The 24,471-nt window shown below is 73.4% G+C and carries 23 protein-coding genes; 6 read left to right on the top strand and 17 right to left on the bottom strand.

The features are described from left to right. Positions 1–5: 5 nt before the first annotated feature. Genes ACFWWQ_RS09410 through ACFWWQ_RS09400 form a run of 3 tightly spaced genes read left to right on the top strand, consistent with a single transcriptional unit; the run spans position 6 to position 2,511 of the window. Entirely contained in the window at positions 6–1,184 is a 1,179-nt protein-coding gene (locus tag ACFWWQ_RS09410; protein ID WP_384592690.1) for an Ldh family oxidoreductase, read from the top strand. Continuing rightward, positions 1,181–2,113, top strand: a complete 933-nt coding sequence (locus ACFWWQ_RS09405; protein ID WP_384592687.1) for a Gfo/Idh/MocA family protein — start codon at positions 1,181–1,183, stop codon at positions 2,111–2,113. Before ACFWWQ_RS09410 ends, ACFWWQ_RS09405 begins: the two co-directional genes overlap by 4 nt. Continuing rightward, positions 2,110–2,511 (top strand): DUF6917 domain-containing protein, encoded by a 402-nt coding sequence (locus tag ACFWWQ_RS09400; protein ID WP_384592684.1) that lies wholly within the window; start codon positions 2,110–2,112, stop codon positions 2,509–2,511. The genes ACFWWQ_RS09405 and ACFWWQ_RS09400 overlap by 4 nt, the downstream gene beginning before the upstream one ends. 65 nt (positions 2,512–2,576) lie before the next feature. Here the strand turns inward: ACFWWQ_RS09400 and ACFWWQ_RS09395 are convergent, their stop codons facing one another. The 4 genes from ACFWWQ_RS09395 to ACFWWQ_RS09380 are packed head-to-tail and all read right to left on the bottom strand — an operon-like array spanning position 2,577 to position 7,609. Continuing rightward, complete coding sequence (locus tag ACFWWQ_RS09395) at positions 2,577–3,194, bottom strand: sarcosine oxidase subunit gamma (protein WP_384592680.1); 618 nt, start codon at positions 3,192–3,194, stop codon at positions 2,577–2,579. After that, entirely contained in the window at positions 3,187–6,075 is a 2,889-nt protein-coding gene (locus ACFWWQ_RS09390) for a 2Fe-2S iron-sulfur cluster-binding protein (RefSeq protein WP_384592677.1), read from the bottom strand. The genes ACFWWQ_RS09395 and ACFWWQ_RS09390 overlap by 8 nt, the downstream gene beginning before the upstream one ends. Beyond that, positions 6,072–6,380: a sarcosine oxidase subunit delta gene (locus tag ACFWWQ_RS09385; RefSeq protein WP_384592674.1), complete on the bottom strand. Its 309-nt coding sequence runs from the start codon at positions 6,378–6,380 to the stop codon at positions 6,072–6,074. The genes ACFWWQ_RS09390 and ACFWWQ_RS09385 overlap by 4 nt, the downstream gene beginning before the upstream one ends. A gap of 11 nt (positions 6,381–6,391) precedes the next feature. Then, on the bottom strand, positions 6,392–7,609 hold the full coding sequence (locus ACFWWQ_RS09380; protein ID WP_384592671.1) for a sarcosine oxidase subunit beta family protein: 1,218 nt from the start codon (positions 7,607–7,609) through the stop codon (positions 6,392–6,394). Between the two features lie 194 nt (positions 7,610–7,803). On the opposite strand from ACFWWQ_RS09380, the gene ACFWWQ_RS09375 reads away from it, so the two are divergent. Beyond that, positions 7,804–8,478, top strand: coding sequence for a GntR family transcriptional regulator (locus ACFWWQ_RS09375; RefSeq protein WP_384592668.1), 675 nt, complete (start codon positions 7,804–7,806; stop codon positions 8,476–8,478). Between the two features lie 33 nt (positions 8,479–8,511). Here the strand turns inward: ACFWWQ_RS09375 and ACFWWQ_RS09370 are convergent, their stop codons facing one another. The 6 genes from ACFWWQ_RS09370 to ACFWWQ_RS09345 form a co-directional block, all read right to left on the bottom strand. Next, the gene (locus tag ACFWWQ_RS09370; RefSeq protein ID WP_384592665.1) at positions 8,512–9,366 is read right to left on the bottom strand and encodes an MIP/aquaporin family protein; all 855 of its coding nucleotides are present in this window, start codon (positions 9,364–9,366) and stop codon (positions 8,512–8,514) included. 334 nt (positions 9,367–9,700) lie between these two features. After that, entirely contained in the window at positions 9,701–11,161 is a 1,461-nt protein-coding gene (locus tag ACFWWQ_RS09365; protein WP_384592662.1) for a prealbumin-like fold domain-containing protein, read from the bottom strand. 450 nt (positions 11,162–11,611) lie between these two features. Beyond that, the gene (locus ACFWWQ_RS09360) at positions 11,612–11,932 is read right to left on the bottom strand and encodes a hypothetical protein (protein WP_384592659.1); all 321 of its coding nucleotides are present in this window, start codon (positions 11,930–11,932) and stop codon (positions 11,612–11,614) included. Positions 11,933–11,989: 57 nt separating this feature from the next. Next, positions 11,990–12,145: a hypothetical protein gene (locus ACFWWQ_RS09355; RefSeq protein WP_384592656.1), complete on the bottom strand. Its 156-nt coding sequence runs from the start codon at positions 12,143–12,145 to the stop codon at positions 11,990–11,992. Positions 12,146–12,280: 135 nt separating this feature from the next. Further along, positions 12,281–14,881: an ATP-dependent Clp protease ATP-binding subunit gene (locus ACFWWQ_RS09350; protein WP_384592653.1), complete on the bottom strand. Its 2,601-nt coding sequence runs from the start codon at positions 14,879–14,881 to the stop codon at positions 12,281–12,283. A 273-nt stretch (positions 14,882–15,154) separates the two neighbouring features. Next, positions 15,155–15,913 carry a uracil-DNA glycosylase gene (locus ACFWWQ_RS09345; RefSeq protein ID WP_384592650.1) on the bottom strand — a complete coding sequence of 253 codons (759 nt, stop codon included), beginning with the start codon at positions 15,911–15,913 and terminating at the stop codon, positions 15,155–15,157. 143 nt (positions 15,914–16,056) lie between these two features. Here ACFWWQ_RS09345 and ACFWWQ_RS09340 point away from each other — a divergent pair, with 143 nt between their 5' ends. Beyond that, a complete protein-coding gene (locus ACFWWQ_RS09340; RefSeq protein ID WP_384592647.1) occupies positions 16,057–16,677 on the top strand; it encodes an L-threonylcarbamoyladenylate synthase in 621 nt (206 codons plus the stop codon). 17 nt (positions 16,678–16,694) lie between these two features. Beyond that, complete coding sequence (locus ACFWWQ_RS09335) at positions 16,695–18,122, top strand: MATE family efflux transporter (protein ID WP_384592644.1); 1,428 nt, start codon at positions 16,695–16,697, stop codon at positions 18,120–18,122. 162 nt (positions 18,123–18,284) lie between these two features. Here ACFWWQ_RS09335 and ACFWWQ_RS09330 read toward each other — a convergent pair whose 3' ends face one another. The 7 genes from ACFWWQ_RS09330 to ACFWWQ_RS09300 form a co-directional block, all read right to left on the bottom strand. Beyond that, positions 18,285–18,914 carry a TetR/AcrR family transcriptional regulator gene (locus ACFWWQ_RS09330; RefSeq protein WP_384592641.1) on the bottom strand — a complete coding sequence of 210 codons (630 nt, stop codon included), beginning with the start codon at positions 18,912–18,914 and terminating at the stop codon, positions 18,285–18,287. A 427-nt stretch (positions 18,915–19,341) separates the two neighbouring features. Continuing rightward, the gene (locus tag ACFWWQ_RS09325; RefSeq protein WP_384592638.1) at positions 19,342–19,920 is read right to left on the bottom strand and encodes a hypothetical protein; all 579 of its coding nucleotides are present in this window, start codon (positions 19,918–19,920) and stop codon (positions 19,342–19,344) included. A gap of 186 nt (positions 19,921–20,106) precedes the next feature. After that, positions 20,107–20,724 carry an isochorismatase family cysteine hydrolase gene (locus ACFWWQ_RS09320; RefSeq protein WP_384592635.1) on the bottom strand — a complete coding sequence of 206 codons (618 nt, stop codon included), beginning with the start codon at positions 20,722–20,724 and terminating at the stop codon, positions 20,107–20,109. A 136-nt stretch (positions 20,725–20,860) separates the two neighbouring features. Continuing rightward, on the bottom strand, positions 20,861–22,261 hold the full coding sequence (locus tag ACFWWQ_RS09315) for an MFS transporter (RefSeq protein WP_384592632.1): 1,401 nt from the start codon (positions 22,259–22,261) through the stop codon (positions 20,861–20,863). After that, positions 22,258–22,719 carry a MarR family winged helix-turn-helix transcriptional regulator gene (locus ACFWWQ_RS09310; RefSeq protein WP_384592629.1) on the bottom strand — a complete coding sequence of 154 codons (462 nt, stop codon included), beginning with the start codon at positions 22,717–22,719 and terminating at the stop codon, positions 22,258–22,260. Before ACFWWQ_RS09310 ends, ACFWWQ_RS09315 begins: the two co-directional genes overlap by 4 nt. Before the next feature lie 142 nt (positions 22,720–22,861). Continuing rightward, positions 22,862–23,620 (bottom strand): SDR family NAD(P)-dependent oxidoreductase, encoded by a 759-nt coding sequence (locus tag ACFWWQ_RS09305; RefSeq protein WP_384592626.1) that lies wholly within the window; start codon positions 23,618–23,620, stop codon positions 22,862–22,864. Between the two features lie 51 nt (positions 23,621–23,671). Then, positions 23,672–24,445 (bottom strand): SDR family NAD(P)-dependent oxidoreductase, encoded by a 774-nt coding sequence (locus ACFWWQ_RS09300; protein WP_384592622.1) that lies wholly within the window; start codon positions 24,443–24,445, stop codon positions 23,672–23,674. Positions 24,446–24,471 lie beyond the last annotated feature (26 nt).

The following is a 24,471-nucleotide window of genomic DNA, read 5'->3' as shown; positions in this document are numbered from 1 at the left end:
CCACGATGCCCCCGACCCCCGCCGCACCGGCCACCGGCCGCGCCCCGGACGCCGCTCCCGAGCCCGCCGCCGATGCCCCCGAGGTCCGTGTCCCGTACGGCGCGCTGCTCACCTTCACCACCGAGGTGCTGCGCTCCCGCGGCCTGCCCGACGGGCGCGCCGCCACCGCGGCCGAAGCCCTGTGCCACGGCGACCTCACCGGCTTCACCACCCACGGTCTGACCAACCTCGCCCGGCTCTACCTCCCGCTCCTCGACGCGGGGCGCTGCGATCCGCGCGCCGAACCGGAGACCGTCACCGACACCGGCGCCGCCGTCCTGCTCGACGCGCACCGCGCTCTCGGCCTGTGGGCCGCCGCCGAGGCGATGGACCTCGCCGTCGAACGCGCCCGCACCCACGGCCTCGGCATGGTCTCGGTCCGCGGCGGCACCCACTTCGGCTGCGCCGGATTCCACGCACTGCGCGCCGTCGCCCACGGCATGATCGGCCTCGCCACCGCCAACTGCGGCCACCAGCGCCTCGTCCCGCCGCCCGGCGGCGCCGCCCCGATGCTCGGCACCAACCCCCTCGCCCTCGCCTCCCCGGCCGGTGACCACCCGCCGTTCACCCTCGACATGAGCACCACCGTCGTCCCCACCGGCCGGATCCGCGCGGCCGCCCGGGCCGGCGAAACGATCCCGCCGGGCTGGCTCACCGACGCCGACGGCGCCCCCGTCACCGACCCCGCGGCGTACGACCGCGGCGACGCCCAGCTGCGGTGGCTGGGCGGCGACCCGGAGCACGGCGCCCACAAGGGCTTCGGGCTCGGGCTGCTGGTCGAGGTGTTGTCCGCGCTGGTCTCCGGCTCCGGGGTGGGCCCGCGGTCCGCCGCCGGGAAGACGCCGTCCGCCCGGCCCGACGACGACGTCGGCTACTTCCTGCTTGCCGTCGCCCCGTCCGCGCTGCGCTCCCCGGCCGACGTTGCCACCGCCGCCACCGGCCTCTTCGGCGCCCTGCTGGACTGCCCGCCGCACCGCCCCGACGAGCCCGTCCGCTATCCGGGCTGGCACGAGCAGCGCCGCACCCGCGAACGCACCGCCCACGGTGTCCCGCTGGCCCCCGCGCTCCACGCCGAACTCCGCTCCGTCGCGGACGCCGCCGGGCTGGCGTTCCCCGACGCCGCTCCGTCCGGAGGCGCCGTATGACACCGCTGCGGATCGGCATCATCGGACTCGGCGTCATCTCCCGCTTCTACCTGGCCGCCCTTGACCGCTCCCCGGAGGCGGACCTCGTCGCGGTCTGCGACCCGGACACGACCACCCACCGCGGCCTGCCGCCGCACGTCGCCCGCCACACCGACCACCGGGAACTGCTGGCCACCGCCGACGTGGACGCCGTCGTCGTCAACGTCCCCAACGACCTGCACTTCCCCGTCTGCCGCGACGCGCTCGCCGCCGGGCGTTCCGTCTGTGTGGAGAAGCCGCTCGCCAACAGTGTCGAGGACGCCCGGCAGCTGGTCGCCCTGGCGCGGGGGACGGGCGCCGTGCTCTTCACCTCCTTCCACCGCCGCTACAACGCCGAAGTCCTCGCGCTCCGCGACCGGTTGCCCCGCGAGGTGCCCGTCGCCTCCCTGACGGTGCGGTACGAGGAGATGATCGAGGAGCACGCCGGGCGGGACCGCTGGTACCTCGACCCGGCGCGCTGCGGCGGCGGCTGCCTCGCCGACAACGGGCCCAACGCCCTCGACGTGACCCGCCTCCTCCTCGGCGAGGTCCACGTCACCGGCGCGGACCTGCGCCTGGACGCCCACGGCGTGGACCGCTCGGCGCAGATCCTGCTGGACACCCCCGCCGGGACCGCCGTGCGGATCGTGCTGGACTGGTCGTACCCGGGGGAGCGGAAGACCGTCGAGGTGCGGTGCGCGGACGGCCGTACCGACGGTGCCGACATGCTCGCCGGGCACCCGGAGTTCAAGGGTTCGCTCTGGCACGAGTACGAGGGCGTGCTGCGGGAGTTCACCCGGTCCGTGCGCGCCGGGACGACCGGCGGCCCGACGGCGCCGGACGGCCTGGCCACGGCGGAACTCGTCGCCGACGCCTACGCCCACGGCGCCCGGCAGGGGGCCCGCTCGTGAACCCGGCGGAGGACGGCGCCAAGCGAGCGGTGCGCGGTCGGCTGGTGAAGGTCCTCACGCACCGCCGCGACGACCGCGGGATGACCCTGGAACCGTTCGCCTCCCGCTGTGTGCGGGCGGGGGAGGTCCATGAGCTGGTCACCACCGACCACACCGGGACCGCCGCCGAGGGGCCGGTGGACCGGGTGGGCTTCCTGGGCTTCGTGGAGCTGGAGTGCGCGGGGGTCCTCGACCGCGGCGACACGGTCTGGGCCGACGGCCGCCGCCTCGGCACCGTCCTCGGTTTCGACGCCTGCCACTTCCCCAACCACTACAACATCCTGCTCACCACGCCGGCCCCGCGCACCGGCCCCGACCTGGGGCTCGCGCCGGAGGCGGAGATCGTCTTCACGCAGTGACGGCGGGCGGGGCCCCGGCCCGGGTGGCGCGTGCGGTGCGCATGCCACCCGGGCCCGGCCCGCCCTCAGCCCACCTCCGGCAGCCCGTACTCGCCCATCGCGTCCATCAGCCAGTGCGCCAGATGGTCGGCGAACGAGGCGCGGGGCAGCAGGCGATAGGTGTCGGCGGCGGGGTGCCACAGGACGAGCGGGACCTGGGCGGCGGCGGTGCTGACGGCCCGTCCCGGCGGGAAGGCGCGCGGATGCAGGTCCGGGGCGCACCCCTTCTCCAGGACGTCGCGGGCCGAGGGGCCGCGCAGCTCCAGGACGGTGCGCTGCGCGGAGACATCCACCACCTGGCCCGGCGCGCCGCCCAGCGCCGCGCTCAGGGCGTCGAGCGGCGCAGGGTCACCGTCCTCCGCGACCAGCAGCCATTCGTCGGGCCCCAGCCACAGCGCGGTGCCGTGCTCCCCGCGCGCCGTGTCCCCGCACCGCCTGGGCAGCGGCGCGCCCAGCACCTCCGCGAGCCGGGTGGCGGCCGGGCCGTCCGGCGTGGCACGTAGCGTGGTCATCGTCCGGCAGGGGAGTGCGGCCAGGGCCACCGCGCGCGGCCCGGTGACGGTGGCGGCGCGCAGCGCGCCGGTCAGATGGTCCAGCGGGCCGCGGCGCAGCGCGGCGGGCCCCGGTGCGGTCGGTTCAGCCATCACGCCTGGTCCCTTCGGGGTCGTACAGCACGGGGGAGGACACCACCACGGGCACCGGGGTGTCGCCGACGACGGCGATCACCTCGTCGCCGATGCGGTCGCGCCCGCCGGTGAGGAGCGCCAGCGCGAAGGGGTGCCCGAGCGCCGGACTGTGGTAGCCCGACGTGATGTGGCCCAGCATCGGCACCGGCCCGTCCTGCGGGGTCAGCGACACGCCCCGGTCGACGATCTGGGTGCCCTCCGGCAGCCGGGTGCGGCGGTCGGCCGGGATCAGGGAGACGAGATGCCGGCGGTCCGCGCGGACGGTGTCGGGACGCGTCAGCGACCGTTTGCCGATGAAGTCCTTGTGGCGGGAGACCACCCAGTCCATCCCGGCGTCCAGTGGTGTGACGGTGCCGTCGGTGTCCTGGCCGACGATGAGGAATCCCTTCTCGGCGCGGAGCACATGCATCGCCTCCGTGCCGTACGGGGTGATGCCCTCGGGGCGGCCCGCCTCCTCGACCCGGTCCCATACGGCCTGCCCGTACCACGCCGATACGTTGATCTCGTAGGCGAGTTCGCCGGAGAAGGAGATCCGGCAGATCCGCGCGGGGACGCCGCAGGCGAGGGCGGTCTCGCGGACCGCCATGAACGGGAACGCCTCCCGGCCGGTGTCGAGTCCGGGCGCGAGGCGGGCGACGACGTCGCGGGAGCGCGGGCCGACGACGGCGACGGTGGCCCACTGTTCGGTGACGGAGGTGCAGGTCACGTCCAGTTCCGGCCACTCGGTCTGTAGCCACTCCTCCAGCCGGTCGAGGACGGCGGCGGCGTTGCCGGTGGTCGTCGTCATGAGGTAGCGGTCGTCGGCGAGGCGGAGGGTGACGCCGTCGTCGAAGATCATGCCGTCCTCCCCGCACATCACGCCGTAGCGTGCGAGGCCGGGGCGGAGCTTCTTGAAGCCGTTGGTGTAGACGCGGTTGAGGAATTCCCCGGCGTCCGCGCCGCGGAGTTCGATCTTCCCGAGCGTGGAGGCGTCCATGAAGGCGACGCCCTCCCGCGCCGCCCGGCACTCCCGCGCCACCGCCGCGTCCATGTCCTCACCGGGCCGCGGGTAATACCGCGGCCGTTTCCACTGCCCGACGTCCTCGAAGACCGCGCCGCGCGCGAGGTGCCCCTCGTGCAGGGCGGTGCGGCGCGCGGGGTCGAACAGCGCGCCGGTCTCCCGCCCGGCCAGCGCGGCGAACGCGACCGGGGTGTACGGCGCCCGGTAGGTGGTGGTGCCCAGCGCCCCGGGGGAGTCGGCGCCGCGCAGCGCGGCGAGCACGCCGAGCGCGTTGACGCCGGAGGTCCGCCCCTGGTCGTGGGCGGTGCCCAGCGTGGTGTACCGCTTGATGTGCTCGGCGCCGCGCATCCCGGTGCCCGCGGCGCGGTGCAGATCCGCGACGGTCACCTCCCGCTGGAGATCGACGAAGTGGGTGTCCCAGGTGGCCGGGTCGTCGCCGTCGCCGGGGACCAGCCACAGCGGCCGTACGGGCGCCGGAGCCTGCGGCCGGTGCGGCGCCGGGACGGTGGCCGGAAGGCCCGCGGCGGACGCCGCCAGCGCCCCGGCACGGGCCCCCTCGGCGAGGCACCCGGCGGTGTCGTACGTGCCCCGCACCGCACCGGCGAGATGCTGTCCGTCCACCGCCGTGCCGGGCACGAACGCGGCGAGGTCCGCGTCCCAGCGCAGAGAGCCCTGCCGCTGGCTGTGCAGAGGCACCACAGGGCTCCAGCCGCCCGAGACGGCCAGCAGGTCGCAGGGCAGCGCCTCGCCGGGCCCGGCGGGGAGGCCCGCCGCGTCCAGCGGGCGGACGGTGACCCCGTCGATCCGGTCGGTGCCCGAGGTGGCGGTCACGGCGCTGCCGGTGCGCACCGGCACTCCGGTACGTTCGCCGAACTCCCTTGCCGTATCCGTGAGTTCGGGCCGGGAGTCGACGACGGCGGTGACGGCGCAGCCCGCCGCGGCCAGGTCGGCCGCGGTGGCGTACGCGCTGTCGTCGGTGGTCGCCACCACCGCGCGGCGACCCGGCAGCACCCCGTAGTGGCGGAGATAGGCGCTCACGGCGTGGGCGAGCATCACCCCGGGCCGGTCGTTCCCGGCGAAGACCAGCGGCCGCGGATGCGCGCCGGTCGCCAGGACCACCTGGCGCGCCCGGATGTGCCACAGCCGCTGCCGGGAGACCCCGGCGGGCGCGGCGGCCCCGAGGTGATCGGTGCGCCGCTGCAGCGCCAGCACGTAGTTGCCGTCGTACGCGCCGAAGGCACAGGTGCGGGTCAGCACCCGGACCTCCGGTTCCGCGTCCAGCGCCGCGCGGGTGGCGGTGGCCCAGGTCAGGGCGGCCGCCTCCGGGCCGTCGCCGGGCGCGGCGGCGAGCAGCGCGCCGCCGGTGTCCGGCCGGTCCTCGATGAGCAGCACCCGCGCCCCGGCCCGGCTCGCGGCGGCCGCCGCGGCGAGCCCCGCCGGGCCCGCGCCGACGACCAGCACATCGGTGTGCACGTACTTCTTGTCGTACACCGCGGGGTCCGGCGTGGGGTCGAGGCGGCCGCGCCCGGAGAGGGTGGTGGCGCGCAGCCCGTCGTACAGCTCGACGGTGGTGGCGGGCAGCATGCTCTCCGCGCAGGGTCCCTCGACCCGCAGGAGGGCGCCGGGATCCTCGACACCCGCGCCCACGATGCCGCGCGGCCGTCCGCGGTAGGGGGAGGGGGCGATGCCGATGAGCCCGTGGGCGAGCAGCGCGGAGGCCACCGTGTCGCCCGGGTGGCCGGTCAGCTCCCGGCCGTCGAGGGTGAAGCGGAGGGTGGTGGTGCGGTCGATCCGGCCGCCGTGCGGCAGCCGGGCGGGCTGGTCGGGCCGTCCGGTCATCGGTTCTCTCCCTCCGGTCGGGCCGCGGCGGCGACGCCGGGCCGCGGTTCCTCGGGGCGGTAGGTGGCGAGCACCGCGTACGTGACGGTGTCCCGTACGGCGTGGAACCAGCGGCGGCAGCCGAGGCTGTGCACCCACCGCTCGGCGAACGGCCCCGCGGGGTTGTCGCGGAAGAAGAGGTACGCGGCCCACTCCCGGTCGTCGAGCGCCGCGGGGTCGGCGGGCCGGGCCACATGGGCCTGCCCGCCGTGATGGAACTCGGTCTCGTCGCGCGGGCCGCACCACGGACAGGTCAGCTGGAGCACGGGATCTCCTCTCAGTGGGCCACGGCGGCCGCGCCGTGTTCGTCGATGAGGGCGCCGGTGGTGAACCGGTCGAGGGAGAACGGCGCGTTCAGCGGATGCGGCGCGCCGGTCGCCAGGGTGTGGGCGAAGGCCCAGCCCGCGGCCGGGGTGGCCTTGAACCCCCCGGTGCCCCAGCCGCAGTTGACGAAGAGGTTCTCCAGCGGGGTGGCGCCGATGACGGGGGAGGCGTCGGGCGTGACGTCCACGATCCCGCCCCAGGTGCGCAGCACATGCGCGCGGGCGAAGACCGGGAACAGCTCGACGGCGGCGGCCATCTGCCGCTCGATGACATGGAAGGCGCCGCGCTGCCCGTAGCCGTTGTACCCGTCGACCCCGGCGCCCAGCACCAGCTCGCCCTTGTGCGCCTGGGAGACGTAGACGTGCACATGGTTGGACATCACGACGGTGGGGTGGACCGGTTCGTGGAGTTCGGAGACGAGGGCCTGGAGCGGATGGGACTGCACCGGCAGCCGGAACCCGGCCCGTTCGGCAAGGACGCTGCTGTGCCCGGCGACGGTCAGCCCCACCCGCCCGGCGTGGATCGGGCCGCGGGTGGTCGCCACGCCCGTGACCCGCCCGCCGTCGGTGACGAAGCCGGTGACCTCACAGCCCTGGATCAGGTCGATGCCGTGCGCGTCCGCGCTGCGGGCCAGCGCCCAGGCGACGTGGTCGTGCTTGGCGATCCCGGCGCGCGGCTGGTAGGTGGCGCCGAGGACGGGATAGCGGCTGCGCGGGGAGGTGTTGAGGATCGGGCAGACCTCGGCGATCTCTTCCGGTTCCAGCCAGTGCGAGTCGACGCCGTTGAGCCGGTTGGCGCCCACCCGGCGGGCGGAGTCGCGGACGTCCTGGAGGGTGTGCGCGAGGTTGAGGACGCCGCGCTGGCTGAACATCACGTCGTAGTCCAGCTCGTCGGGGAGCGTTTCCCACAGCTTCAGCGCGTACTCGTAGAGGGCGGTCGTCTCGTCCCAGAGGTAGTTGGACCGGATGATCGTGGTGTTCCGTGCCGTGTTGCCGCCGCCCAGCCAGCCCTTCTCCAGGACGGCGACGTCCGTGATGCCGTGCACCGACGCGAGGTAGTGGGCGGTGGCCAGTCCGTGCCCGCCGCCGCCGACGATGACGACGTCGTACGAGGAGCGGGGATCGGGGGTGCGCCACAGGTGCGCGGGGTGTTCCGGAAGGGGGGTGCTCATCCGGCGGTTCCCTTCGTGTCGCGGAGGCGGGCGGCGGCGCCGGAGGGGCGGGTCCCGCCGTGCCGCGCGCCTGCGCCGCCCGCCCGGACCCTCCTGACCTGCGCGCCTTCCTGAAAACCAGCTGATGGCCAACTGATATATCAGTAGCTTGCGGTAACGTAGGGGAGCGATCGGGAGCCAGTCAAGGGGGCCGGATGGAACAGCACCGGGTGGCGGACGCACCGCCCGACGCGGGGGAGCCCTCGCTCGCCGAACGCGCCTACCGCGCCCTCCGCGACCGGCTGATCATGCTGGAGATCCGCCCCGGCGCCCCCCTCAGCGAGGACCAGCTCGCCCAGTCCCTCGGCGTCGGCCGCACCCCCGTCCGTGAGGCCCTCAAGCGTCTCCAGTACGAGCGGCTGATCGCCGTCTACCCCCGGCGCGGCACCTTCGCCACCGAGGTCAACATCACCGACCTCGCCCATATCTCCGAGGTACGGCGGGAGTTGGAGCCGATGGCGGCGGGGCAGGCGGCCCGCCGCGCCACCGACGCCCACCGCGCCGCGCTCACCGCTCTCATGGACGAACTGGAGGGCGGCCCGGCCGCGTCCCGCACCCCCGGCGCGCTGATGCGCCTCGACCTCCAGGCCCACCGCGCCGTCTACGCCGCCACCCGCAACCCGTATCTCGAAGACACCCTGGTCCATTACGACAACCTGGCCACCCGGGTGTGGTGCCTCTTCGTCGACCGGCTGCCCGGGGTGGCCGGGCACATCGGGGAGCACGGCCCGCTGCTGCGCGCGGTGGTCGCCGGTGACGCGGAGAAGGCCGCCGCCCTCGCCGCCGCCCATGTCGAGGGGTTCGAACGCGCCATCCGCACCGCGCTCTGACGGGCGCCGCGACCGGCCGCGGCGCCCGCGCGCTCATGCCTCGTCGGCCGTCGGGATGCGGCCGGGCGGCTCCGGTTCGGACACGATGCGGCGCAGGAAGTTGCCGATGAGGAACTTGTAGATCGCGCCGCCGAGCACGCCGCCGCAGAGCGGCGCGACGATCGGCACCCAGAAGTAGAAATTCCCCCACTGGTCCCGCCAGGCGCTGCGGTATCCGGTGAGGAAGCTGGCGAGGCGCGGGCCGAAGTCGCGGGCCGGGTTGATGGCGTACCCGGCGTTGGTGCCGAACGCCATGCCGATCGCGACGACCACCAGGCCGATGACGAACGGCGCCAGGTTCGCGCCGGGCGGGGTGTTCAGCAGGTCGGTGAGGGCGAAGATCAGGATCAGCAGGACGGCGGTGCCGATGATCTGGTCCCGGAAGGCGCCCCACTCGTGGACCCCGGCCGTCGTCGAACCGTTCCCCGGCAGCGTGGAGAAGATCGTCTGGGTCTTGATGCTGTGCGTCGGGTCGGCCCGCGCGATGACCTCGGTGTAGTTCCACCGCACCAGCAGCGCGGCGCAGAACGCGCCCACCGTCTGGGCCAGCGCGTACGGCACCACCTTCGCCCAGGAGAAGCCCTTGAACGTGGCGAGCGCCAGCGTCACCGCCGGGTTCAGGTGGGCGCCGGTCACCCGCGCCGCCACGTAGGCGCCGAGGGTGACGCCCAGCCCCCAGGCCCAGGCGATGCTGTCGTGGCCCCCGAGCCCGCCCTTGGGCTCGGTCAGGGCGCCACCGGCGTTGACCTGGGCCACCACGCCGCAGCCGAAGAGGATGAGCACCATCGTGCCGAGGAACTCCGCGAGGAGTTCATGGACCAGCTTGGGTGTGCGAGGCGGTGCGCTCATGTCGGCGTCTCCCCGGCGTTCGGCGGTCACGCCCCGCCGGAGTGGAAACGGGACGTCGCACGATCGTCATCAGCCTCCGGCCCCCCGCGCCACCCGGCCCGCCGCCCACCGTCCGGATGAGGGCCCGGACGGGTGACCGGCTGCTCCGTACGGGGACGGCGGCTTGCGGAGCGACGGGGCCGCTTCCGGGGGCGGGCCGTCACCGGACCCGCGCGCCGCTCCGGGGGCCGCCACCCCGGGCGCGACGACAGGCCGCCCCCGGGGACGACGGTGGGGCGCGGCCCCCTGGACCACGCCCCACCGCCCACGCCCCCGCGTCACCCGTTCCCGCAGGTCAGCGACCCTCCGCCGACCGGCGGCGCCGCGCGTACGCCACCGCACCGCCGCCCGCCACGACCAGCGCCGCCGCGCCCGCCGCGAGATACGGCGTGCCGTCGGAGCCGGTGTGCGCCAACGACCCACCGGTGACGCCCGCGGGCGCCGGATGGTTGGGGACCGGCTGCTGCGGTGTGGCCGGGGTGGTGGGCACCGACGGGGACGGCGACGGGCTGGGCACCGCGTTGTCCCACACCGTCACGGTCTGCCGCTCCCCGGCCACCGCCACGATCTTCCGCGGCTCCTTGTCGAGCTGATAGCCCTCGGGCGCCTTCGTCTCGACGATCCAGTACGTCCCGGCGGGCAGATCGACCGCCGCGGACCGGCCGTCCTTCCCGGTGGTGACGGTGGTGACCACCGCACCCGGCGCGCCCTTGTCGTCCGCCCGGATCTCGTACGTCGCCGGGGAGGTGACCGCCTCGCCCGTGGCGCGGTCCTTCTTCACCGCGATCACCACCGCGGCGGGCTGGAAGCGGATCTCGCCGGACGCCTTGAGCGGCTTGCGTTCGGCCACGAAGTACACCAGCCGCTGCATCGGCTTGCCGTGCACGGTGCGGTCGGTGTGCCAGAACGTCGGCGAGTTCACCGACACCTCCGCGCCGAACGCCGCGCCCGCGCTCTCACCCGGCTTGTCCGGCGTGAAGCGGAAGACCGTCCGGCCCTGCGCGTCGGTGGTGCCCACCGCGCCGGGCTTCGCCGGACGCGCGACGTTGGTCAGCTCCGTGGTGTTCACCGCGACGCCCTCGGCGGGCTTCTTCCCCTGGGCGACCTTGACGGTCAGCTCCTTCTCCTGGGGCGTCCGCTCGTACGGGAAGGTCGTGCCGGAGCCCTCGACGCTCAGCGTGTACGGCGCCGCGTCGACCGTCAGGATCTCCTTGCGCAACCGGTTGAACCCCTCGACGACGGGCGCCGTGTCCACCGACGCGTCGCCGCCGTAGCCCGCCACCGCGCCCTTCGGCATGCCCTTGTCCAGCCACTGCTGCCAGGGGATCTTCTCGCCGTTGTAGCCGCTTTCGTCGATCCCGTCGTGGGCGGCGAGCGCCCAGGTCACCAGCGCGGCGGCCGCCGAGGTGTTGCGGCCTTCGACGGTGTCCGGCAGCTTGCCGTACCGCGACGCCAGCTCCGCCAGCCGCGCCCTGGTGTCCTCGGACAGCTGCTTGGGCGCGCCGGTGCGGGTGTACCCGTTGTCCTTGCCGTCCGGGCCGTACAGCGCCAGGTCCAGGCAGAGCGCGTGGCTGCCGTCGTCCAGGACGTGGGTGCCGGTCCACATCGCGGTGTGCTTGCCGGTCCGCAGATGCCAGCCGACCGCCCGGCCCTCGTGTCCCTCCCGGTCGGCGGCCGACGCCGCGGATGCCGGGAGCGCGGCGCCCACCACCCCCACCACCACGGACACCGCGCCCATGGCCGAAAGTCTCTTCATCCGAGCTGTATGCATGAAAGTCGAGCCCCCTCGAAAATCGGGCCGCCCGCCGGGCGGCGCGGCCCTTCCCGCCCGCGCGGCCGCAGCACGAACGGGCGGAGGCCGACGGGCCCGGCTCCGCCCGGCTGCGGCGCGGACTGCCACAGAAAAGTACCGCCATCGCGGTCATGTCAAAGGAACATGGCACAATCAAGCGCATCCCGGCCATGGCGGGCACAATGCCGCAGGCCACCACCGCCCGCCCGGCGCACCCCGCCGAGCTGCGGACCTTCACCCACGCGCCGCCCCGGACCCGTCCCGCTCGCCGCCGCGGCGACCCGCGGGCCGCGGTGCGTTCCGCGATCGATGGCCAAATCCCGCCCACGGCACGGGACGTGTGGCGCGGCGGGCCACTCCGCGGGCGGGCGCCCGGGGCCCGCATCCTGTCCCGGTCCCGGCGCCCCGGGCGGGTCAGTGGGGCGCGGTGCGGTGACCGAACGGATGCCGGCGATGGCGGTGCTCACCGGGGGCCGCCGGACGGTCGTGGTGCTCGGACCGGGCCCGCCGCGAGGAGCGGCCCGCCCCGGCCACCAGCAGCCCGAGCCCCAGCACGGCCACCCCGCCGACGATCACCCCGAACAGGAACAGCGCACCCGCGGAGCCCGTCAGGTGGTAGCCGAACACCTTGAACGCCATGAGGAGTTCGTGTCCACCGCCGACGTTGCCGACCACCGCGGCGACGCCGACGACGACCGCGGCGGTCAGAAGGACGAGTCCGAGAATGACGAACATGAGGTGCTCCGAAGCTGCGTTCCGCGTACCGCGCGGGCCGGGCGTCCGGCCCGCCGCCTACCAGTAGTGGCGCCGCCTGCCGACGGCCCGTCGCCGGATTTCCGATGCATGGAGCGCGGCCCCTACGGCGGCCAGGGCGGCGCCGACGGCCCACAGCGCCGCGACACCCGTCACCAGGCCGATCGCCAGAAGGATCAGACCGAGAACGATCACGACAGCCTCCCGGCGCTCGTACCGGGTCGTGCCCCGTGCCTCTGTGGTACCCGGCCGCAATGTCGACAAACGGTGGTGAAGTGGGAGAAATCCACAAGGAATCCGGACCTCAAGCGTCGCCCGGCCGCCGGTCCCTCACCCGGCCGACGGCCGCTCGGGGCTCCTGTCCGCCGTGGCGCCGCCCGGCGGCTCCGCGCCCGGCGCGGGCTCCCCGCCGGGCGTGGTCCGGAACGCCGGACGGTCGTCCTCGATCTCCACCCGGATCCGGTCACCGGGGGAGAGCGCCCCGTCGAGCACCAGCCGCGACAGCGCGTTGTCGATCTCCCGCTGGATGGTCCGCCGCAGCGGCCGCGCACCGTACTCCGGGCGGTGACCGCGCCGGGTCAGCCAGTCGACCGCCTCCGGAGAGAACTCGATGGTCATGTCCTGCGCCCGCATCCGGCGGCTCGTCGCGCCCAGCAGCAGCGCGGTGATCTCCCGCAGCTGCGCGTCGGAGAGCTGCCGGAACACGATGATCTCGTCGAGCCGGTTCAGGAACTCCGGCCGGAAGTGCGTCCGCAGCGCGGCCATCGCCCGCTCCCGCGCCCCGTCGTCGCCGCCCCCGCCCGACGGCCCGAACCCGAGTGCGCCCCGGCCGCCGCTGAGCGCCTCCGACCCCAGATTGCTGGTCATCACGATGACCGTGTTCTTGAAGTCGACGGTCCGGCCCTGCGCATCGGTCAGATGCCCGTCGTCCAGCACCTGCAACAGCATGTTGAACACATCGGGGTGCGCCTTCTCCACCTCGTCCAGCAGCACCAGCGCGTACGGATGGCGGCGCACCGCCTCCGTCAGCTGCCCCGCGTCCTCGTGGCCGACGTACCCGGGCGGCGCCCCGACCAGCCGGCTCACCGTGTGCCGCTCCTGGTACTCGCTCATGTCGAGCCGCACCATCCGGTCCTCGCTGCCGAACAGCGCCGCCGCGAGCGCCCGCGCCAGCTCCGTCTTGCCCACGCCCGTCGGCCCAAGGAACAGGAAACTGCCGATCGGCCGCTGCGGATCGGCCAGCCCCGCCCGCGAGCGCAGCACCGCCTCCGCCACCGCGGACACCGCGTCGTCCTGCCCGATCACCCGCGCGTGCAGCCGCTCCTCAAGACCCAGCAGCCGCTCGCGCTCCTCCTCGGTGAGATTGCTGACCGGGATGCCCGTCTGCCGCGAGATGATCTCCGCGATGTCCGCCGCGGTGACCTCCACGATCCGGCCGTCGCCCGGCACCTCCCCGGTGCCCGCCCCGATCCGCTCGGTGAGCTCGACGAGCCGGTCCCGCAGCTCGGTGGCGCGCTCGTACTGCTCGGCCGCCACCGCCTGGTCCTTGTCCCGCGTCAGCTGCTCGGCCTCCCGCTCCAGCCCCCGCACACCCGCCGCCTTCGTCCCCGAACGCAGCCGGACCCGGGCGCCCGCCTGGTCGATCAGATCGATCGCCTTGTCCGGCAGGAACCGGTCGGTGAGATACCGGTCGGACAGCTCCACCGCCGCCCGCAGCGCCTCATCGGTGTACCGCACCTGGTGATGCGCCTCGTAACGGTCCTGGAGCCCCCGCAGGATCTCCACCGCGTCCGCCACGTCCGGCTCCGGCACCAGCAGCGGCTGGAAGCGGCGGGCCAGCGCGGCGTCCTTCTCGATGTACCGCCGGTACTCCTCCAGCGTGGTGGCGCCGATGACGTGCAGCTCACCGCGGGCCAGCGCCGGTTTGAGCATGTTGCTCGCCTCCAGGCTGCCGCCCTCCGAACCACTGCCGCCCGCGCCCACCACGGTGTGCAGCTCATCGATGAAGACGATCAACGAGCCGGAGTGCGCCCGCACCTCCTCGATGATGGCGTTCAGCCGCTCCTCGAAATCGCCGCGGTAGCGCGTCCCGGCGACCACGCCCGTCATGTCGAGCGACACCACCCGCCGCCCCGCCAGCGTCTCCGGCACCTCGCCGTCGGCCACCCGCTGCGCCAGCCCCTCCACGATCGCGGTCTTGCCCACGCCCGCGTCGCCGACCAGCACCGGATTGTTCTTGCCGCGCCGCGAGAGCACCTCGATGGTCTGCTCGATCTCCGCCTCGCGCCCGATCACCGGGTCGATCCGCCCGGCTCGCGCCACCTCCGTCAGATCGCGGCTGTACTTGTCCAGCGTCGGCGTCTCGTGCCGCGGCGGCGCACCCGGTTCCGGCGGGACCGGCGGATGGCCCGGGGCCGCGTTCCGCTCGGCGTGCTGGGCGTCGATGCGGAAGACGTTCAGGATCCGCCCGGCGGCCGAGTCCGGATTGGCCGCCAGCGCCTCCAGCACGTGCTCCGGCCCGATGTACGACGCGCCGCTGCCCAGCGCCATGTCGTGCGCGCCCAGCAGCGCCCGCTTGACCGCCGGGGTCACCGCCACCCGGGGCTGCTGCGGCCCCGTCCCCGCGCTGCGGTCGATGTCGGCGGCGAGCGCGTCGGGGTCCGCGCCGGACTGCCGTACGAGGCTGCGGGTGGGCTCCGTGGTCAGCGCGGCCCGCAGCAGATGCTCGGTGCTCAGCTCCGTACTGCCGTGATCGGCGGCGTACGTCGCCGCGGAGGTCACCAGATCGCGGGCCCCGGCGCTCATCAGCCGGGCGATGTCCGCCTGCATCGGCGCCCGGCTGGAGCCGCCCGGACGGCCGAAGACGCGCCCCAGGAAGTCGCCGAACGGGTCCGGTTCGAAGCCCTCCGGGCCCATGAATCCGTCGCTCATCAGTGTCCGTTCCGCTGTCACGGTGCCGCGACATGCTGCCTGTCGGATCCGATACCGGCCACCGCGGGCGCGCACACGCCGGACGGCGGCCCCTGCTTCAGGATCAGGGTCACCGAGGCGGTCCGCATGTGGACGGTGCCGTGGGCCGCGGCACCGGGACCGCGCGACCCGCGGCCACCGGCCGTCGGCGACTCCCGCAAACCGGCCGCCGCGTCACCGGCCGCCGGCCGCACCCGGGAACCGGCCGCCGTGAGCCCGCCCCCGCCCGGCCGCTCACCCCGCGCCCCCGGCCAGCCGGGCGCCCCGCGCCAGCACCTCCGTGAGCATCGGCGCGGTCAGCCGCCCGGTGAAGGTGTTGCGGCGGCTCGGGTGGTAGCACCCCAGGACGTGCAGCGGGCCCCGGTCCTCCCCGCCGGGCAGCGTCACCAGCCCGCCGTGCCGGAACGCCGGACGCGGCCGCGGCAGCAGCCACCCCGCCGCCGCCAGCACCGGCAGCAGCGCCTGCCAGCCGAACGCCCCCAACGCCACCACCGCCCGCAGCCCCGGCGTCAGCAGCGCCAGCTCCGCCGCCAGCCACGGACGGCAGGTGTCGCGCTCGGCCGGGGTCGGCCGGTTCCCCGGCGGCGCGCAGTGCACCGGCGCGGTGATCCGTACGCCGTACAGCTCCAGCCCGTCGCCGCGGTGCGTCGCCGTCGGCTGCGACGCGAGTCCCGCGGCGTGCAACGCGGCGAACAGGAAGTCCCCGGCGTCGTCCCCGGTGAACATCCGCCCTGTACGGTTCCCGCCGTGCGCCGCCGGTGCCAGCCCCACCACCGCCAACGACGCGTCCGCCGGACCGAACCCCGGCACCGGCCGCGCCCAGTACTCCTCGTCCCGGAACGCCGCCCGCCGCACCACCGCGACCTCCTCCCGCCACGCCACCAGCCGCGGGCAGGCCCGGCACCCGGTCACCGCCGCGTCCAGCTCCGCCACGCGCGTACAGCGCGCCGCCCGGTACGCCGGGAACCCCGCGTCCTCCTCGGCCTCGTCCATCCCCACACCGTAGGGCCGCCGCCCGCGCCCGCCCCGCGCCACGCCGCCATGGCCCGCTGGATCGCGGCACCCTCCTGACCACACGCGAACCGGCCCCTGCGCCGCGGCTCTGCCCATCCCGCCCCACCCCCTACACTCGCCGAATGGCGAAGTATTTCGATGTGCATCCCGACAACCCCCAGCGCCGCACCCTCGGCAGCGTCGCCGAGCTGATCCGTTCCGACGGGCTCATCGCGTACCCGACGGACTCCTGCTTCGCGCTGGGGTGCCGGATCGGGAGCCGGGACGGTGTCGCCAGGATCCGGTCGATCCGACAGCTCGACGACCGGCACCACTTCACCCTCGTCTGCCGCGACTTCGCGCAGCTGGGCCAGCTCGTACAGATCGACAACGACGTGTTCCGCACGCTCAAGGCGGCCACGCCCGGCAGCTACACCTTCATCCTCCCGGCGACCCGCGAGGTGCCGCGCCAGCTCCAGCACCCGAAGAAGAAGACGGTCGGCGTCCGCATCCCCGACCACACCGTCGCCCAGGCGCTCCTCGACGAGTTGGGCGAGCCGATCCTCTCCAGCACCCTGCTGCTGCCCGACGAGGACGAGCCGCTGACCCAGGGCTGGGAGATCAAGGAACGCCTCGACCACGTCCTCGACGCGGTCGTCGACTCCGGTGACTGCGGCACCGAACCCACCACCGTCATCGACTTCTCCGGCGGCGCCCCGGAGGTCGTCCGCCACGGCGCGGGGGACCCGGGGCGCTTCGAGTAGAGGCGGGGAGCGACGGCGTGAGGGCGGTGTGGACCCGGGCCGATCTGTCCCTCGCCCGCGAAGTGGTCCGGGTGTCGCTGCCGTTGATGTTCGGCATGGCAGGCAACCTGGTGATGATGCTGGTCGACCGCATCGCGCTGGCCCGCTACTCGGACGCCACCCTCATGGCCTCGGGTCCCGCCGTCTTCACCGGTATGACGCTCATCATGTTCGCCACCGGGATCGCCGGTATCACCCGCTCGTACGTCGCCCAGGCCCACGGCCGCGGTGACCGCGACGGGACCGCCGAGGAGGGCGCCGCCGGCGTCCTCCTCGCCCTCGGGCTGGCCGCGGCGCTGCTGCTCGCCACCCCGCTGGTCGTCCGCATCCCGGAGCTGAGCAACCGCCCGGCCGCGAGCACCGCGCTGGAATCGGTGTTCCTGGCCTGGTCGGTGCGGTTCGGCGCGGTGATGACCGTCAACATGGCGCTCGCGTCGTACTTCAACGGCACCCGCCGCACCCGCATCCCGATGGTCGTCGGCCTCATCGGACAGGGGGTCGGCGTGATCATGGACATCGGCCTGGTCTTCGGCACCTTCGGACTGCCCGAACTCGGCATGCGCGGCTCGGGCATCGCCACCTTCCTCGCCGTCTCCGTGATGCTCGCGGGCTACCTGGTGTGCCTGCCCCGCTCCTTCCACGCGGGCTTCGCCCGGCTGGTGGCGGGCGGCACCCGGGAGCTGCCCGTGCTGCTCGGACGGCGGCTGCGCAAGGGCGCCCCGGCCGGTGGCTCCAGCGGACTGGAGGAGCTGGGTCACACCTCCGTCGTCTGGATCACCGGCCTCCTCGGGCCCGTCGCGCTCGCCGCCAACAACGTCGCCCTGTCCCTCAACTACGTGGCGATCATCCCGCTGATCGGCCTGGGCGTCGGCTGCTCCGTCCTGACCGGCAACGCCGTCGGCGGGAACCAGCACGCCCGTGTCCCGTCCGTCCTCCGTGCAACCCTCGCTGTCGGCTCCGCGTACGTCCTGGTCATCGCCTTCTTCCAGGTCTTCCTGCCGACGCTGCTGCTCTCCCCGTTCGGCCTCGACGGCGCCGACGCGGCGACGACGGACGCCGCGATCGGGGCGTCGCGGGTGCTGTGGATGTACGCGGTGGCGTTCCTGTTCTCGATGGTGGGCGGCGCCGTCCTGGAGAGCTTCGGCCTGACCCGCTTCGTCCTGCTCACCCGGATCGGCGTCGTCTGGGGACTGAGCGTCCCCACCCTCCTCGCCCTCGCCCTGACCCACCGCGGCAACTCCGGCGTCCTGACGTTCATCTGGGCCGTCTACGCGCTGTACGAGGGGGCGATGGGCTGCGTCTACTTCCGCCGCATCCGGCGCGCCGCGGCCACCGGCGAGAACCACCTCGCCGACGCGGAGCCCGCACCGGAGCGGAACGGCGAGGGCGATGTCGAGCACGTCTGATGCTGCCGGCCGGCATCGACGTGCAGGCCGGGCGGACGCGCCCCGTTTCGGCGTCCCACTGTGCCGGTTCTCGTCGCCGTCGCCGTCGCCGTCGCCGTCGCCGTCGCCGTCGCCGTCGCCGTCCTGCTCGTACCGCAGTCACCGCGGGACGTCGCGGACGGCTCAGGTGACGGGATCGCCGATGGCTCCGCCGGTCGCCTCCCGGATGGCCTGGGCGTAGCGCCGGGAGACGGCCACCGCGCCCTGGAACTCCGCGGTGCCGGCGTCGGCGAGGAGGGCGGCGCCGAGGTGCTCGTCCAGCACCCGCACCACCGCGGCGGCGGCCGCGGCGTGCATCCGCACCTCCAGATCACCGGCGGGACGCTCCAGACGGCCGGCGATGACCGCCGCCAGCTGCCGCTCCAGCTGATCGCACGCCATCAACCACGCCGTGCGCAGCGCCGGTTCGGTGTCGGCGAGCCGGATCATCTTCATCCCCAGCATCTCGTCGGCAAGACCGACGGGCGGCCCCTCCTCACGGAGCCTGACCAGCTCCGCATCCAGGTGCTCCTCAAGGGACCGCTCCTGGGGCCAGCCGCGCAACACGCTCATCAGCGTGACCGTGCCCTGGAGGACGATCGGCTCGGCGCAGCTCTCCTTGCTGCGGAAATGCCGCCAGATCGTGCGGGTCGAAAGGCCGACCGCCGCCGCGATCTGGTCCCCGCTCGTCGCGGCCACTCCCTGTTCCCAGAACAGCCGTGCCGCCTCCCGGGAGATCTCCAGCCGCAACCGCGCCCGCCGCGCCTCACTCATCCCCCCTCCGCTACGTCTCTCCGTCACCAAGGCACCTCGCCACCCTTCCCCTGCGGTGTCGTCATGCGACGCTATGTCGCTAAATGACACGAAGCAAGCGTGGCCGACGCACTCCGGTTCACGGACGTCAACAGGGGCGTACCTGCGCGGAGTCCACCGCCGACGACGAGTGCGTCCGGCCGCCGGTCGCTCCGGTCACCGAACGTTCGAACGACTCGACGATACCGATGCGGCCGACTCGCTCGCCGACGGCCCGGGCATGGCGCTTCGAGCACCGTCGTACGCCAACGCCGAGGAGGGCGATCCGGGAGCCACGGACGGACACGGAGCGGCCGGTTCGTACCCCATGGAGAAAGTTTCGTATCCCATGGGAAAAGGGGACGGCACCGGCTTCAGCGGCTGACCGTCGTAGGTGTTGCCCGCGCTCTCAGGTTCCGGCCCTGTCGGCGGTGAGCACATCGGCTTGCGGCTCCTCGGCCGGAAGTTCGTTGTCCAGCCAGGCGATGAAGGAGAGCGCCGAGCCGCCGAAGTGCTCACGAATCCGTGCCTGGATGGCACGCAGCGCGTGGCCGGGAACGAAGTTCTGCTCCGTGGGCTGCCCGCAGCCGCACGCGCAGTGCCGGGCCTGCAACCGTACTTCCTCCGGCAGGTCGCCGTAGGCGACGCTGTTGCGCGAATCGTTGCGCAGCGGATCGATCTGGTGGACGTAGTGGTCGTAGATCGGGTGCCCGGCTGTCAGGAGCGTGCCCCACAGCGCTTTCTTCCGGCCCCGGTCGGTCCCGTGTACGGTCACGTCGGTGATCTCGGCGATCGCCCTCACCCGGCCTTCGCCCACGATGAGGGCGTACCGCTCGCGCCGGACCATCCGCAGGTCCAAGCGCCATACTCCCCGTCCGGCTTCCCATGCCTCGCGCTCGGTCATACGGGGGAAGTAGCCGACCGCGTGCCGGCCCAGTGCGTCGTCCGTCACCCGCTCGTAGTCACCGATCCTGATCCGGATCGCCATGCGGCGCCTCCACGGTAGTTGGGTGCCACCGCCCGACGGCCGTGCCCCGTATGCTCCGCGTGGTCCCCGGGCGGGCCGCTGCCAGGCCGACGGTGGCGAGAGCGACGCCTGTGGGAGGGGCGCGACGCTGTCCGACGAGTGGGTGCCGGCCGGGGACCGTGTGGCCCCCGGCCGGCGTCACGTCGGTCACTCCGCCGGGCCGGCTCCGTCCGCGTGGCCCGCGACCAGGCTGTCGGCGAAGGACTTGCTGTCGAGAAGGTCGGCCTGCGAGGGGAAGACCGATTCGAGCAGCGTGCGATGGGCGGCCGCGTCGGGGTCGGCGCAGACGTCCGAGAGCACGACCACCCGGTAGTCACGGTCGGCCGCGTCGCGGACGGTGGACAGTATGACTCCGGTGGTGCTGACCCCGGCCAGAACCAGGGTGTCGATCCCGCGCTCGCGCAGGAAATCGTCGAGTGGTGTCGTGCTGAACGCGCCGGTCCGGGTCTTGGTGAAGACCTTGTCGTCCGGCCCGGGCTGGACCTCGGGAGCGATGACGGTCTCGGGAGAACCCTCCGCGAAGAGGTGGTTCTCGGCCACGGGGGCGAAGGTCTTGTTGTTCTCCGAGATGCCCTTGAAGTCCTCCTCGGTGAAAGCGACCCGCACATAGACGACCTGGATACCCGCGGCCGTGGCCGCCTGTCGGACCTCCTTGGCCCGCTGCACCAACTCGGAAGGGTCGGAGAGGAGGCCGAGGATGCCCGCCTGCACATCCATGAGCAGCAAGGCCGTGCGGCTCGGCACAAAGGTGATGGCGTCAGTCATCGTGGTCTTTCCTTTCGGTCGTTCTCGCGGATGTACAACAGTCCCGGCATCGGGCACGGGCCCGACAGAAGCAGCCCGCCGGGCGGGGCAGGGGTGACGGTCGCCGCCGAAGCGAGAGCGGTGACCCGCACCCGGGTCAACGGGTGTGCGCCGGCAGCCTGTCGAAGACGGTGGCCAGCAACAGCAGTGTGGCGAGCCCGGCCAGGGCCAGTCCCAGGACGTGCAGACCTGCGTCGCCGGCGGTGTTGCCGAGCGCCAGGCTCACCAGGCTGGAGGACATGATGGCGCCGAGGTTGGTGGAGGTGCGCAGCAACCCCGAGGCCACACCGACCTGTTCGGCGGGGGACTGCGCATAGAGCACGGTCTGGTTGCCCACGGAGCCCAGGCCGGTCGTCACTCCGAACACCAGCGTCACCGCCGCGATCACGGCCACGGGAGTGTCATGGCTGAACCTCACCATCGCCAGCGACCCGACCAGCGCGGCGGCTGCCGCGGCGATCAGCGGGCCGCGTACGAGTTGCCGACGCGAGAAGGGGATGGTGACCACCGAGGCCAGGAACGACATGGGCAGCAGCAGGAGACTGACCGTGATGGCCGACATCCCCCGGCTCTCCGCCAACCACTGGGACAGGCCGTAGAGAATGCAGTACGGCACCAACAGGGTGGCCCCGACGCGCAGATAGGTCATGCTCAACGGCCGGTTCCGGGCGAGCATCCGCACATCGATGAAGGGCAGTCGGGCCCTGCGCTCCCAGAGCACGAGCGCGACCGCCGACACGAGGGTCGCGGCCAGCAACAGCCAGTCCGGATGGGCCAGATCGCCGCAGAACAACAGCATGCAGGTGACCGTGGAGGCGAACAGCACCATGCCCGGGGGGTCCAGCTCGCTGAGCAACGACGCCGAAGCGCGCGTACCGGAGCCGTCGTCGGCCGGAACCCAGCGGAGGGTCATCACGATGCCGATCAGCGCCATCGGCACGTTGACGAGAAACGTCGCCCGCCAGTCCGCCACCGCCACCAGTGCGCCGCCGATCGGCAGCCCCACGGCCGCGGTCACCAGCCCGGCGGCCGACAGCGCGCCCAGTGTGCCGCCGACCTTCATCTCCGGATGGCGCTCGGCGAGCCGCCGCACGATCATCATCGCCGTGGGGTAGCCGCCGGCCGTGCCGATCCCGAGCAGCACCCGGGCCACGGTCAGGGTCGTCAGGTTCGGGGCCAGGGTTCCCAGGATGCCGCCCGCGCCGACCAGGCTCAGGCCGGCGAGGAAGACCCGCCGCGGGCCGAACCGCTCGGCCAGCCTGCCCATGGTGGGCTGGGCGATCGCACTGGCGAGGTACAGCGACGACACCAACACCGCGGTCGCCGCGATGTTCACCCCGAGCGACCGGGCGATGGGCACCAGCGCCGTCGCCAGAATGGAGCTGTTGATGGGATTCAGGGCCGATCCCACCAGCAGCGGGGCGACCAGACGCCACCCGGGCGTCCGCGCCGAGCCGTCTGCTGCCGCAGCCTTGTCGCGGGTTAACTCGCCGCTCACCGCGCACCCCCATGGGCGCCCCTGCGGCGCGTGCTCACGACCGGGCCGACGGTGCTGTCGACGAGTCGGCCGATCAGTTTCACGGCCGCTGCCAGCTCCTCTTGTTCCTCGGGGGCCAGCTCTTCCGCGATCGCCGCACTGAGCCAACGGGCGTGCAGACCCAGCAGATCGGTGACCAGTTCGCTGCCCCGCTCCGTACCGGAGAGCAGTACTCTGCGGCCGTCGGTCGGGTCGGGGCTGCGCTGCACCAGGCCGGCCTTCTCCAGCCCTGCCAGCGTCTGCGCCATCGACTGGGGACGCATGTACTCCAAGGCGGCCAGTTCGCTCGTGGTGATCGGCCCCTCGCGCACCACGCGGTAAAGCGCCGTCAGTTGGGGACGCGACAACCCTTCGGCATCCACACCCGACTCCGCCCGGATGCGGCCGCGCAGCAGCCGCATCGCGAAATCCAGGTCCATGGCCAACGCTGCCAGATCCATTGGTCCGTCATCACCACTTCGCCAAGTGAACAGGTAGCCTGCACGGTATATCTCTTCAGGCTACCTGTCCATTTATGGGCGCCGTGGCGGCCGCGGCCCCCGAAGTCGGCGGTGCCGCGGGTCAGAGAACGGTCCAGCCCCCGTCGATGACGTAGCTGGCGCCGTGCACGAACGAGGACTCGTCGCTCGCGAGGAACAGCGCGAGGTTCGCGATCTCCGCGGGCTGCGCGTGCCGTTGGGCGGGCACACTCCGGACGGTTTCCAGGATGGCGGCGTCCCCCTGTTCAAGGATCGGCCTCGTCATCGGTGTCTCCACGGCGCCGGGCAGAATCGCGTTGGCCCGCACCCCCTGTTTGCCGTAGTCGGCGGCCAGTTGCCTGGTGAACCCGATCACGCCGTGCTTGGACGACGTGTAGGCGATCCCGCCGCCGCCCGCCACCACTCCGGAGATCGAGGAGGTGTTGACGACCGTTCCGCCGCCGTCGAGGAGCGCGGGCAGCAGCGACTTGGTGACGAGGAACATCCCCTTGAGGTTGACGCCCAGGACGCGGTCCCACTGCTCTTCGCTCGTGTCGAGTACCGGCGCGTAAGAGTCGAAGATCCCCGCGTTGTTGACCAGAACGTCCACCCGCCCGAACGCGGCCAGGGAGCGCTCGGCGGCCCGGCCGACCGACGCCCCGTCGGCGACATCGACCACGCATGCCGTGGACGTCGCGCCGCGTTCCGTCAGCGCTGCGACCGTACCGGCGGCGTCCTTCTCGTCCAGGTCCCAGACGGAGACTGTGGCGCCCTCCGCCGCGAACCGTTCGGCGATGGCTCTGCCGATGCCGGACCCGGCGCCGGTGACCACCGCCACGCTTCCTTCGAGGCGACCAACCACGACATTCTCCTTTGCCTGACGGTGAGGGTGAACGGGAGCGCGCGCAGTCGGCTACAGCGCGGTGAAGCCGCCGTCGACCGGCAGGGTCACGCCGGTGACATAGGAGCTGCGGTCACTGCACAGCCATGCGGCCGCCTCGGCGGTCTCCTCGGGGTCCGCCGTACGCGGCTGGGGCGTCGTCCGGTGCAGCTCCTTCTCGATCTCGGGGTTCTGGGCGTACCACTCCTCCACCAGCTCGCTGCGTGTGGTGCCGGGGGCTATGGCGTTGACCCTGATTCCCTCGCCGCCGTACTCCGCGGCGGCGGCCTTGGTCAGCCCGATGACCGCATGCTTGGAGGCGACGTACGGGGCCGCGACCGGTGATGCCACCAGTCCGCCGACGCTGCTGGTGTTGACGATCGCGCCACCGGTCCCCTTCTCCAGCATCGTCGCGATCTCGGGCCGCAGGCAGTTGAAGAGCCCTCGGACATTGGTGTCCATGATGGGGTCGTACAGCTCGTCGTCCATCAGGTGCAACGGCGTGCGGCCGACCGCGAAGCCCGCGTTGTTGAACGCCGCATCGAGCCGGCCGAAGCGTTCCACGGTGAAGTCCACGACGCGCCGCATGTCATCGGCCCGGATCACGTCCGCCACCACGTACTCCGCGTCCGCCCCCGCCTGCCGCAGCTCCTTGACCAGAGCCGCCAGGCGGTCCTCGCGGCGCGCGGTCAGTACGACAGCGGAGCCCTCGCGCGCGAACACCCGCGCCGCGGCCGCGCCGATGCCGCTGCTGGAGCCGGTGATCAGGCTCACCTTGCCGGACAGAATGCCGTCTTTGCCGGTCATATCGGGACCGTGCCTTTCTGGGTCGT

Source organism: Streptomyces sp. NPDC059080, from assembly GCF_042739975.1.
Taxonomy (GTDB): domain Bacteria; phylum Actinomycetota; class Actinomycetes; order Streptomycetales; family Streptomycetaceae; genus Streptomyces; species Streptomyces benahoarensis.
This window is presented reverse-complemented; position numbering and strand designations above follow the sequence as displayed.

What these genes read in the sequence shown, in the direction of transcription:
- ACFWWQ_RS09410 (WP_384592690.1), top strand. Translation starts at nt 6, where the DNA reads ATGCCCCCGACCCCCGCCGCACCGGCCACCGGCCGCGCCCCGGACGCC.
- ACFWWQ_RS09405 (WP_384592687.1), top strand. Translation starts at nt 1,181, where the DNA reads ATGACACCGCTGCGGATCGGCATCATCGGACTCGGCGTCATCTCCCGC.
- ACFWWQ_RS09395 (WP_384592680.1), bottom strand. Translation starts at nt 3,194, where the DNA reads ATGGCTGAACCGACCGCACCGGGGCCCGCCGCGCTGCGCCGCGGCCCG.
- ACFWWQ_RS09390 (WP_384592677.1), bottom strand. Translation starts at nt 6,075, where the DNA reads ATGACCGGACGGCCCGACCAGCCCGCCCGGCTGCCGCACGGCGGCCGG.
- ACFWWQ_RS09380 (WP_384592671.1), bottom strand. Translation starts at nt 7,609, where the DNA reads ATGAGCACCCCCCTTCCGGAACACCCCGCGCACCTGTGGCGCACCCCC.
- ACFWWQ_RS09375 (WP_384592668.1), top strand. Translation starts at nt 7,804, where the DNA reads ATGGAACAGCACCGGGTGGCGGACGCACCGCCCGACGCGGGGGAGCCC.
- ACFWWQ_RS09370 (WP_384592665.1), bottom strand. Translation starts at nt 9,366, where the DNA reads ATGAGCGCACCGCCTCGCACACCCAAGCTGGTCCATGAACTCCTCGCG.
- ACFWWQ_RS09365 (WP_384592662.1), bottom strand. Translation starts at nt 11,161, where the DNA reads ATGAAGAGACTTTCGGCCATGGGCGCGGTGTCCGTGGTGGTGGGGGTG.
- ACFWWQ_RS09360 (WP_384592659.1), bottom strand. Translation starts at nt 11,932, where the DNA reads ATGTTCGTCATTCTCGGACTCGTCCTTCTGACCGCCGCGGTCGTCGTC.
- ACFWWQ_RS09350 (WP_384592653.1), bottom strand. Translation starts at nt 14,881, where the DNA reads ATGAGCGACGGATTCATGGGCCCGGAGGGCTTCGAACCGGACCCGTTC.
- ACFWWQ_RS09345 (WP_384592650.1), bottom strand. Translation starts at nt 15,913, where the DNA reads ATGGACGAGGCCGAGGAGGACGCGGGGTTCCCGGCGTACCGGGCGGCG.
- ACFWWQ_RS09340 (WP_384592647.1), top strand. Translation starts at nt 16,057, where the DNA reads ATGGCGAAGTATTTCGATGTGCATCCCGACAACCCCCAGCGCCGCACC.
- ACFWWQ_RS09330 (WP_384592641.1), bottom strand. Translation starts at nt 18,914, where the DNA reads ATGAGTGAGGCGCGGCGGGCGCGGTTGCGGCTGGAGATCTCCCGGGAG.
- ACFWWQ_RS09325 (WP_384592638.1), bottom strand. Translation starts at nt 19,920, where the DNA reads ATGGCGATCCGGATCAGGATCGGTGACTACGAGCGGGTGACGGACGAC.
- ACFWWQ_RS09320 (WP_384592635.1), bottom strand. Translation starts at nt 20,724, where the DNA reads ATGACTGACGCCATCACCTTTGTGCCGAGCCGCACGGCCTTGCTGCTC.
- ACFWWQ_RS09310 (WP_384592629.1), bottom strand. Translation starts at nt 22,719, where the DNA reads ATGGACCTGGATTTCGCGATGCGGCTGCTGCGCGGCCGCATCCGGGCG.
- ACFWWQ_RS09300 (WP_384592622.1), bottom strand. Translation starts at nt 24,445, where the DNA reads ATGACCGGCAAAGACGGCATTCTGTCCGGCAAGGTGAGCCTGATCACC.